The following is a 7,650-nucleotide window of genomic DNA, read 5'->3' as shown; positions in this document are numbered from 1 at the left end:
ATGCGTTTGCCCGGCAAATGCGGCTCCATCCGATCCCACTGGTGATCTTTCAACATCAGACGAACTCCGCTCACCCAAGCCTCCGCGCCCAAAAGGAGCTTGAATCAGATTTGCGAGTCCGTCGAAAGCCTGAATGTCAACGCGCTCTAAGAGCCGCCAGGCAATGCCGCCGCGCAGCACGTAGAAGATGCCGTTGAGGATCTCGCGCCAGGACCAGCACCGTGGTCGTCCGCGGGCGTGGGGCTTCGGCATGAGCGGCTCGATCAGAGCCCACTCTGCGTCCGTCAAATCGGTTTGGTAACGCAACTCTTCGCGGCTATACTGCCGCCGAGTGGCCGGGGCCCACATAAGGGATCCGAGGTGATCAGGCGATGGCGTTTGGAATCACAGCCTCCTTTGAGTCTCAAGTGTCGCGGGCCCCGCGCGCCTTGCCGCCGAGGTCAACTGAATGAGACGGCGGCAGTTCGTGGCGCTGCTCGGCGGCGCGGCAGCCTGGCCGTTCGCAGCGCTGGCCCAGAAGCCCGATGGGCAGCGCCGTCTGATTGCTGTCCTAATGCCCTATCCTGATACTGACGCAGAGGTCAGGGGGCGTGTGGCGGCCTTCCGGGAGGAGCTTGGACGGCTGGGATGGTCGGGTGATACGCTCCGAATGGAGGAACGTTGGTCGACTGACAATCTGGAACGGGTGCGGGCCGACGCAGCGGAACTTGTGAGGCTGGGCCCGGACGTGATCTTCTTCACGGGTGGCCGAGTGGCTCGGATCATTCAGGAACGGACCCGCTCAATTCCAACGGTTTTTGTTGGCGTCAGCGATCCCTTGGGCCAAGGTCTTGTCCCGAGCCTCGCAAGACCGGGCGGGAACCTCACCGGCATCGCCCTACCGCCATATTCAATCACGGCCAAATTGGTCGAGATATTGAAGCAGATTGCTCCTCACGTAACCCGCGCCGCATTGGTCTGTAATCCGGCAAACCCCTCTACTCCTTTCCATTGGAAGGAGTTTGAGACAGCCGCTGCCGCGTTTTCACTCACACCGAGCCTGATCCCAATTTCTGATGAGGCGGACATCGGGACAAGGTTCGAGGCCTTCGCGCGCCAGCCCGATGGAGGACTTGTTTTCCCCTCCGACCTGACGATTCTCGCTCATCGCAAAACCGTTACGGCCATAGCGGCGCGGCATGGATTGCCTGCAATCTATTCGGATCGGGTGATGGTCGCGACCGGAGGGCTCGCCTCCTATTCGGCGGACCGAACGGAGATGTTCCGCCAAGGAGCGACATACGTTGACCGCATCCTGCACGGCGAACAGCCTGGCGACCTACCGGTGCAGCAGCCGACCAAGTTTGAGTTTGTCGTCAACCTGAAGGCGGCGAAGGCGCTCGGATTAGAGGTGCCGTACACCTTTATTGTCCAGGCTGACGAGGTGATCGAATGAGACGTTCGATACTGACGGTAATTTCGGGACGGGCTCCAAGAGACGCCGGCCGGTCAGCTGGGGAGGTGATGAGATACGTTGGCCCGAGGTTCCGACATGGCCTCCCAGGCGAGTTCGGCCAGCACTCCGTAACGCTCCTGATGGGCGGCAGAAGCCCAGATCACCTCCAGGTGGCCCCTGATGTCACGCAACGCGATGACCGAGCCGTCCCAGCGAACTGTGCCTGAGGCGGCCGAGTTGGCGTCGTAGCCTGTTTCCTCGCGCCAAATCATTCGGGCAATGGCGCACATCACCCCGAAGGCCTCGTGGAGCCGGCAGACGCGATCCGGCTCTGTCTCTTCATTGAGGGCCGACATAGCGGGGTAGTGATACAAGCTGCTCATCAGGGAGTGTAACCAATTGTCATGCCAAGATAGGACTTTATGGCATGCCGACGGCTCGAAGTGGTTGCGGCCAAAGGCCTCTAATCAGCTCGGATGAACAAAAAAGCCTTCCCACCCGCCGTTGCCAGGGAGGTGAGGAGGCTTCCTTGAAGTGAGGGGGTATGGCCCTCGCCCGAGTAACGGCGAACACGGCCGATGGTTTCAGCGGTATGTTTAGGCGCCTCGGCCCGGTCCCATCGCTGAACCAGAGAGAAGCTAGACCAGTTGCGACGGGATGCCTCACGACGAAAGGTCAATTGCCAGCTGTCAGGCCGATAGGCTCTTTTTGGTGCAACTCAAAGCATCCCATCTGGCTGCTGGCCATACTGGGTTCGACAAAGAGACGGGGCAGGATGACCGGACGTAGTGAAAGGCCTTTGCCAACCTGGTGGCCCTGGTTCCTGGCAAGCATGGGGACTGTCAGCTTCAGCCTAGCCACCCTCCTGCGGTGAGGATAATCATCCTGCCGAGCTGATGCGCCCGAAGCGTGAAACGCACAGCCGCGCTGAAACCGACCACCTCAGCGTGAGTTGCCTCGTCACATATGTTAACCAGGGGCAATGCAGGGCACAGCCAAGAGAACTATGCCATGCAGCAGAATAACACTCGGGATTGGTCGCGAGACATCCCTAGCACCTTGAACTTCACCCAGGAGCAGGTGGTCTTTGTTCTTGGTCACTCCCTGAGGAGCCTGTACGACGAGGTGCTCGCAGGAGACATGCCGGAGCACCTCAAAACGCTTGTGCTCGAGCTTGAGGAGAAATATCCCCCGTAGGGCACGCCCCTGTTGTGGGCACCTTAGGACGGTGGGATGAGCGGATGACCAGCAGGAACGTGACCCGAGCCGATCTGGCCCAAGCGGTGGCTCAGGCTGTTGGATTAGCCAAGCATGAGGCGATCGCCCTAGCCGAGCAGGTACTCACCGAGATCTGCGATACTCTGGAGCGCGGAGAGAACGTGAAGCTCTCCGGCTTCGGGAATTTCGTGGTCCGAAACAAGGGCGAGCGCCTGGGTCGGAATCCCAAGACCGGTGAAGAGGTTCCGATTGAGCCCCGGCGGGTCGTCACCTTCACTCCATCGCCCAATCTGAAGGACCATGTGAACGGGCAGACCGCCGGCACCTGATCTACAAGGTGATCAACTCGCCTCAGACACAGGTGAGCCATCGCAGAGGCTATTTGCCTGCAGCAGGAGTTTTGACGTGTTTGTTGTGCCTCCACCACCGGCCAACGAAGCCGAGCGGCTCGAAGGACTGGTCGCGGTGAGCATTGGCGCGGTTACGGCTGATCCATCAAGCGACTTCACTGCGGGGACGCTGGTCTCGGCCGCTGATGCCAGACTGTACGAAGCTAAGAGGGCTGGCAGGAACCGCGTTGTCGCCGGCTTGCTTCCCTGAAAGAGTCACAAAAGGGTAGTTCTACATGGTCTCATTGTGGTCCTGGAATATCCGGCGGCGAGCGTTCATCCACAATGTAGAGGTGGCCCTAAGAAGAATGCTCTGATCGCTTGGACTGTCGCACTTGTAACGGCGATAACGGAATCGGGATCGGCGGCAGAGAGAGCAATTAACCAAGCTGTGGCTCTAAACCCTTACGCTCTTAAGTTCCTCGCGGAAGCAGAGGGCGATCCTTGGGCATGGTTTGGGCGTGAAGAGGATCCCGGTAGCGAAATGGAGGGGGATCAGATCGCCTGTCTGCATGGAGCTACGTGGGCGGAAGTTCCTGGTGGCAGAGCCATGCTGCTGGAGCGATGGGAGATGTTATCCCAAGCCATGGCTCAAATAGCAGCTGTGGTGCACGTCCACTGAGCATGACGCTAGTAGCTGGCGAGGCACATCGATAAGTTGAGGTTCGCGAGCTAGCTTGCCGAAAATCCGGGGTCGATACCAACTATAGGTTGCGCGCCCCGGATATGCGTCGGTCTTTCAACCCTCCTAATTGGACGCTTTCTGGCGGCATTTGCCGTCCGGGCAGAACAAATCAACAACCAATTGGAATAGCCGAGCTTGAAAAACTCGAATCATGGACTCATTCTATTTCTGGTCAGCTTAATTCGGCTGACTTCTCCGAATAGCCGTGCGGGGCTGGCGGAAGCTGTCATCACCTCTTCGTCGTTCAAAAGTCATTCTGAACCGGTGCGACTGCATCGGGGCAGGAGTTCAGGAGTCTCTCTTTTGGCTACGCTGAAGCAATTCGAAGAAGCCCTGCGCGCCCAAGGCATGCAGATGGCCTTGGCCATTCTTGAGAAGATGCGCAAGGAGGAGAAGAAGACGCGGTCGGTTGCACCGGCCCGTCGGGTGTCCGGACGCAAGATGACGCCGGAGCTCGCCCGCAAGATCCTCGATCTGCATAGCACCACCGACATGACTCAGCAGGAGATCGCCTTCCAGCTTGGGATCAACCAAGGCCTCGTGAACGAGGTGATCAAGCGCGGGAAGTGGCTGACCGAAGATCCGCAATCCGAGGAGGCCCAGGCCCGCGACAAGGCGAAGGCGCGAATGAAGCGCATGCAGTCGGAAGACACCCCGATCCCGCGCAAGCAGCCTGTCGCTGTGGGGGCTGAGGAAGCCGCAAGAAAGCCGAAGGCAAAGTCGACCAATCCGGCGCAGTTGTCGATCGACGATTTCCTGAAGGTCACAAGCGACTAAATGGAATCTTGTATCAGCGGGTGCCTGCCCCGCTGGTGATGATGAGTTCAAGCCGCGGTAAATCGGTGTGGTGCATCAGCAGCACGCCATTTTTATGTGCGAGCTGGTGGGCGGACTTGGTGAAAACCGAATTGGTGACCACGACCGCATAGGGCGCATCCTGAAATGCAGCGGCAGCATAGGCTTCCTGAACCGCCTTGTTGCCGACGGTGCCGTTGTAGAACTTGCACTGAATGACAACCCGACGGTCATCCTTTTCGGCAATGATGTCGGCGCCCTGGTCGCCTGATCCGGGAGTAAGTGCTGCACGCCATCCTGCCTCCTGCAGGACCTCGCGGCAGTAGAGCTCAAACTCCCTGCCGGTCATCGTCTCATCGAATTCGACTGTTGGCTCGGCGGGCTGGTACCTGTCGATGATCCGGTCAATTCGTGTCCTCAGGCGGGCAACGTACCGCTTCGGATCTTTGGCGAGGAGATGCTCGACCTTCTTGCGCTGGAACTCCGGCAGGAGGGTCTTCTTGATGAAGGTCGCGAGGTGTTTGTCCCAGGCCTCCTCAGAGACATTCCCATATTCGTCCGGTGAGAGCATATGAGCGCGTTTTGTCGCTAACGTCCTGACATGTGTCAGGGCTGCCCGGTCTGTTAGGTCATAGATGAGCAGGAACGAGTGAACCTTGGTCAGGCGCAGGAACAGCAGCAGCGCGAGCCCGATCCAGGCGGCGATCGGCTGGAGATACAAGCCGATGCCGAAGAAGAAGAGCAGTACGGCGCTGAACGCCTTATGTCTCCAGAGGTAGCGAAACATTCCCTTATCCGGCAGTCGGCGGCGGCTTTCAGTGTGACTGCGAGAGTTTGGATAGCTGACTGGGGTTACCAGTAGCTTCGCAAAGAGTTAGGCCCACTGAAACTCACAGGATTATTTCGGCTGCTACTGCCTGGTGATCCGGGTCCGGTCGAGGATTTGACCGGCGAACTCCCGCAGCTCTTCGGCCGTGCTGCCGTCATATCGCGGGATGACAAAGAGCGCGGCATGAAGGAGGATCATCAATTCCCGGGCTTGCCGTGCCTCGCCGTCAGCGGCCGGCATGACTTCAGCTATCTTGGCTCTCATGATAGCGGCATCGCGATCCAGGATCTCCATAAGGCGAGTGGTCACTGCATCTCCTCTTCTAGGCAAGTCCAGAGGGACTTTTCACCTTAGGCCTTCTTCTACTTTCCGTTATCGGCATTTGCGACGCGGGGCAGGGCATCCTGCCCGCGGCCGAGCACGACGACCAGACGCGTTACCTCACCCCTCAGGTAAGCCTGAAGAAAGCGGTCATAATCCTTGAAGGACACGCAGCCATTCGAATCCCCGTTCGGGCCAAGCATATAGGTATGAGCCAGCAGGCCCACGCGGCCATGGATCGCCGCGCTGCCACCGACCGGGTTCATGCGCAGGGCGCGTTCACCGTGGAAGAGCTTCTCGCGTTCGGTGAGTTCGTAGGTGCCCGGCGGCGTCGCTCCACGCATCGACACATGCACATGGCGCGGATCGTCAAGCTTGTCCCCAAGCCCAGAATGCGCCTCCAGCCTCTCGCCATTCGGCATGATGACGACTTTAGCGCTGATGTCATAAACCGCGGTCGCCGCCTCCCTTGTCAAACTAGGAGCCGGGTTGAAGCGGGCACTCGGCGCGATATTGCCGGTTCCGCTGCCGAGCGACGCATAGCCAAGGTCGGTCGCCGGCGGGGAGGCGGGCTTACTCCCAAAAAGCTTCTCCAAGAACGAGCGGTCGTCCGGCGGCTCGCTCGTCACAGCGGCACTCGTCCTGGACACAGGGACAGCCGCGCGCGATTTCCTTGGAGCTTCGGATAGTCGAGGGCCGGGAGCGCGCAATTCGGGAGGGCGCGGCACCGGCAGAGGAACTGGTTCCGGCGCCGGTTCGATCATGTCCACTATCGCCGCGAGATGTGAAGGCGGCCGATCCGGCTCAACAGGGTTCCCTGGTGATGCATTTGCAGGCAGAGCGGGCTGCAGCTTGAGATCAGTCTCATCTGGCACGGCAAACTGGCTGAATTTCGGCACGAGCGGAGCGTTATGCACAAAGTCAAACGTTTCAAGGCTCATCGCCGGAGCAAAACTGACGGGCGGTCGGCTATCTGTTGACGCGAACATGCCCATGTCAGTCTCCTGCGCAGGCATTGGAGTGTTAGCGAGACCGACAGAGGCGACCGGCCGTACGTCGTCAAAGGAAGCAAAATCGGCCAAATACGCGGCAGAACTCAGAAGAGTTGCCACCAAGGCGGCCGTCATAAAGAGATTGCGCTGGGCACGGTGGACCGAAGGACAAGACATCAACAGCATCAATAATCTCAGGGCAACAACTCAGGCCGCGCATGACCTGCTCGACCCATGTGGTAGGTCGGAGACGAGTCCTTTGATGGATTGCGGACACCATGCGCGAAGGGCACATTCCTTCGGATCAAGACGCGGTATGGTCAAAGTATGGCAGTGACGTCGTGCAGAGGCTTTTGCCACGGCAGATTATCCAAAAGATCTGGAACTAGGCCGGATATACGGCCAAGGCGAAACGTCGAGTTTCAGGACACGCACCCCAGCGACTACCCTCGGGCGCTCCCGCCCTGACACATCAAACCGACCCAACATCCTTGCCAACACCTCGCGGGCTGACAGATCCATCCCGACTTCCTGATCCAGCCATCGATCACGAGATCGGAGTCTCACGCAAAAGCCTCGCTTCTAAGGAAAAGCGGCGTTTGGCTGATAATGCTGGCGTGTGTTTGGGAGCAGTTCTCGTTCCGGCCCCTAAAGGCCATGTGGTCAACCTTTGCGGATCTTGAGTTCCACGGCTGTAGCCCAGTCCCTTTTCCGCCAAGTAGGGGAGTATGACGAATGTGAGGCGGCTTATGCTGCTGCCCGTTGAAAGGGATCGGTGTCAGAAAGCACAGCGAATGGAAGCTGTAATCACCCCCTTTGAGGCTTTGGCCTGCCGACCAATTGCCCACGAAGTGTCATGCCCCCTCATATGAGGCCTATCGCGTCAAGGGTGGTGCGCAGCGACGGGATCGCTTGCAGACGACATCAGGATTGGCCTCGCGGTCAGCTGTGGAGCAAAAGTCCACATCACCTCATATCCGGTCGGC

General features: G+C 59.1%; 10 protein-coding genes. 5 read left to right on the top strand and 5 right to left on the bottom strand.

The genetic code is table 11. The annotated features are described in order from the left end of the window. On the bottom strand, nt 1-348 hold a 348-nt coding region (locus FS320_RS48725), incomplete at its 3' end, for a transposase (RefSeq protein WP_244627566.1). Nucleotides 349-448: 100 nt separating this feature from the next. On the opposite strand from FS320_RS48725, the gene FS320_RS34235 reads away from it, so the two are divergent. Further along, complete coding sequence (locus FS320_RS34235) at nt 449-1,435, top strand: ABC transporter substrate-binding protein (protein ID WP_152716850.1); 987 nt, start codon at nt 449-451, stop codon at nt 1,433-1,435. Between the two features lie 53 nt (nt 1,436-1,488). Here the strand turns inward: FS320_RS34235 and FS320_RS34230 are convergent, their stop codons facing one another. Further along, nucleotides 1,489-1,818: a hypothetical protein gene (locus FS320_RS34230; RefSeq protein ID WP_152716849.1), complete on the bottom strand. Its 330-nt coding sequence runs from the start codon at nt 1,816-1,818 to the stop codon at nt 1,489-1,491. Nucleotides 1,819-2,446: 628 nt separating this feature from the next. Here FS320_RS34230 and FS320_RS34225 point away from each other — a divergent pair. The 4 genes from FS320_RS34225 (at nt 2,447) to FS320_RS34210 (ending at nt 4,504) form a co-directional block, all read left to right on the top strand. After that, on the top strand, nt 2,447-2,632 hold the full coding sequence (locus FS320_RS34225) for a hypothetical protein (RefSeq protein ID WP_152716848.1): 186 nt from the start codon (nt 2,447-2,449) through the stop codon (nt 2,630-2,632). A 44-nt stretch (nt 2,633-2,676) separates the two neighbouring features. Further along, complete coding sequence (locus FS320_RS34220; protein WP_152716847.1) at nt 2,677-2,982, top strand: integration host factor subunit alpha; 306 nt, start codon at nt 2,677-2,679, stop codon at nt 2,980-2,982. Between the two features lie 76 nt (nt 2,983-3,058). Beyond that, the gene (locus FS320_RS34215) at nt 3,059-3,253 is read left to right on the top strand and encodes a diguanylate cyclase domain-containing protein (RefSeq protein ID WP_162003431.1); all 195 of its coding nucleotides are present in this window, start codon (nt 3,059-3,061) and stop codon (nt 3,251-3,253) included. 777 nt (nt 3,254-4,030) lie between these two features. After that, nucleotides 4,031-4,504, top strand: coding sequence for an RNA polymerase subunit sigma-70 (locus tag FS320_RS34210; protein WP_152716846.1), 474 nt, complete (start codon nt 4,031-4,033; stop codon nt 4,502-4,504). 13 nt (nt 4,505-4,517) lie between these two features. Here FS320_RS34210 and FS320_RS34205 read toward each other — a convergent pair whose 3' ends face one another. The 3 genes from FS320_RS34205 to FS320_RS48720 form a co-directional block, all read right to left on the bottom strand. Next, on the bottom strand, nt 4,518-5,309 hold the full coding sequence (locus FS320_RS34205; RefSeq protein ID WP_152716845.1) for a restriction endonuclease: 792 nt from the start codon (nt 5,307-5,309) through the stop codon (nt 4,518-4,520). A 123-nt stretch (nt 5,310-5,432) separates the two neighbouring features. Continuing rightward, nucleotides 5,433-5,660, bottom strand: a complete 228-nt coding sequence (locus tag FS320_RS34200; protein ID WP_152716844.1) for a hypothetical protein — start codon at nt 5,658-5,660, stop codon at nt 5,433-5,435. A gap of 53 nt (nt 5,661-5,713) precedes the next feature. Then, entirely contained in the window at nt 5,714-6,301 is a 588-nt protein-coding gene (locus FS320_RS48720; protein ID WP_420846812.1) for a DUF2778 domain-containing protein, read from the bottom strand. Nucleotides 6,302-7,650: the final 1,349 nt, after the last annotated feature.

The organism is Microvirga tunisiensis, assembly GCF_009296175.1.
GTDB lineage: Bacteria > Pseudomonadota > Alphaproteobacteria > Rhizobiales > Beijerinckiaceae > Microvirga > Microvirga tunisiensis.
The sequence above is the reverse complement of the archived record's forward strand: the minus strand, read 5'-3'. Positions and strand labels throughout refer to the sequence as shown.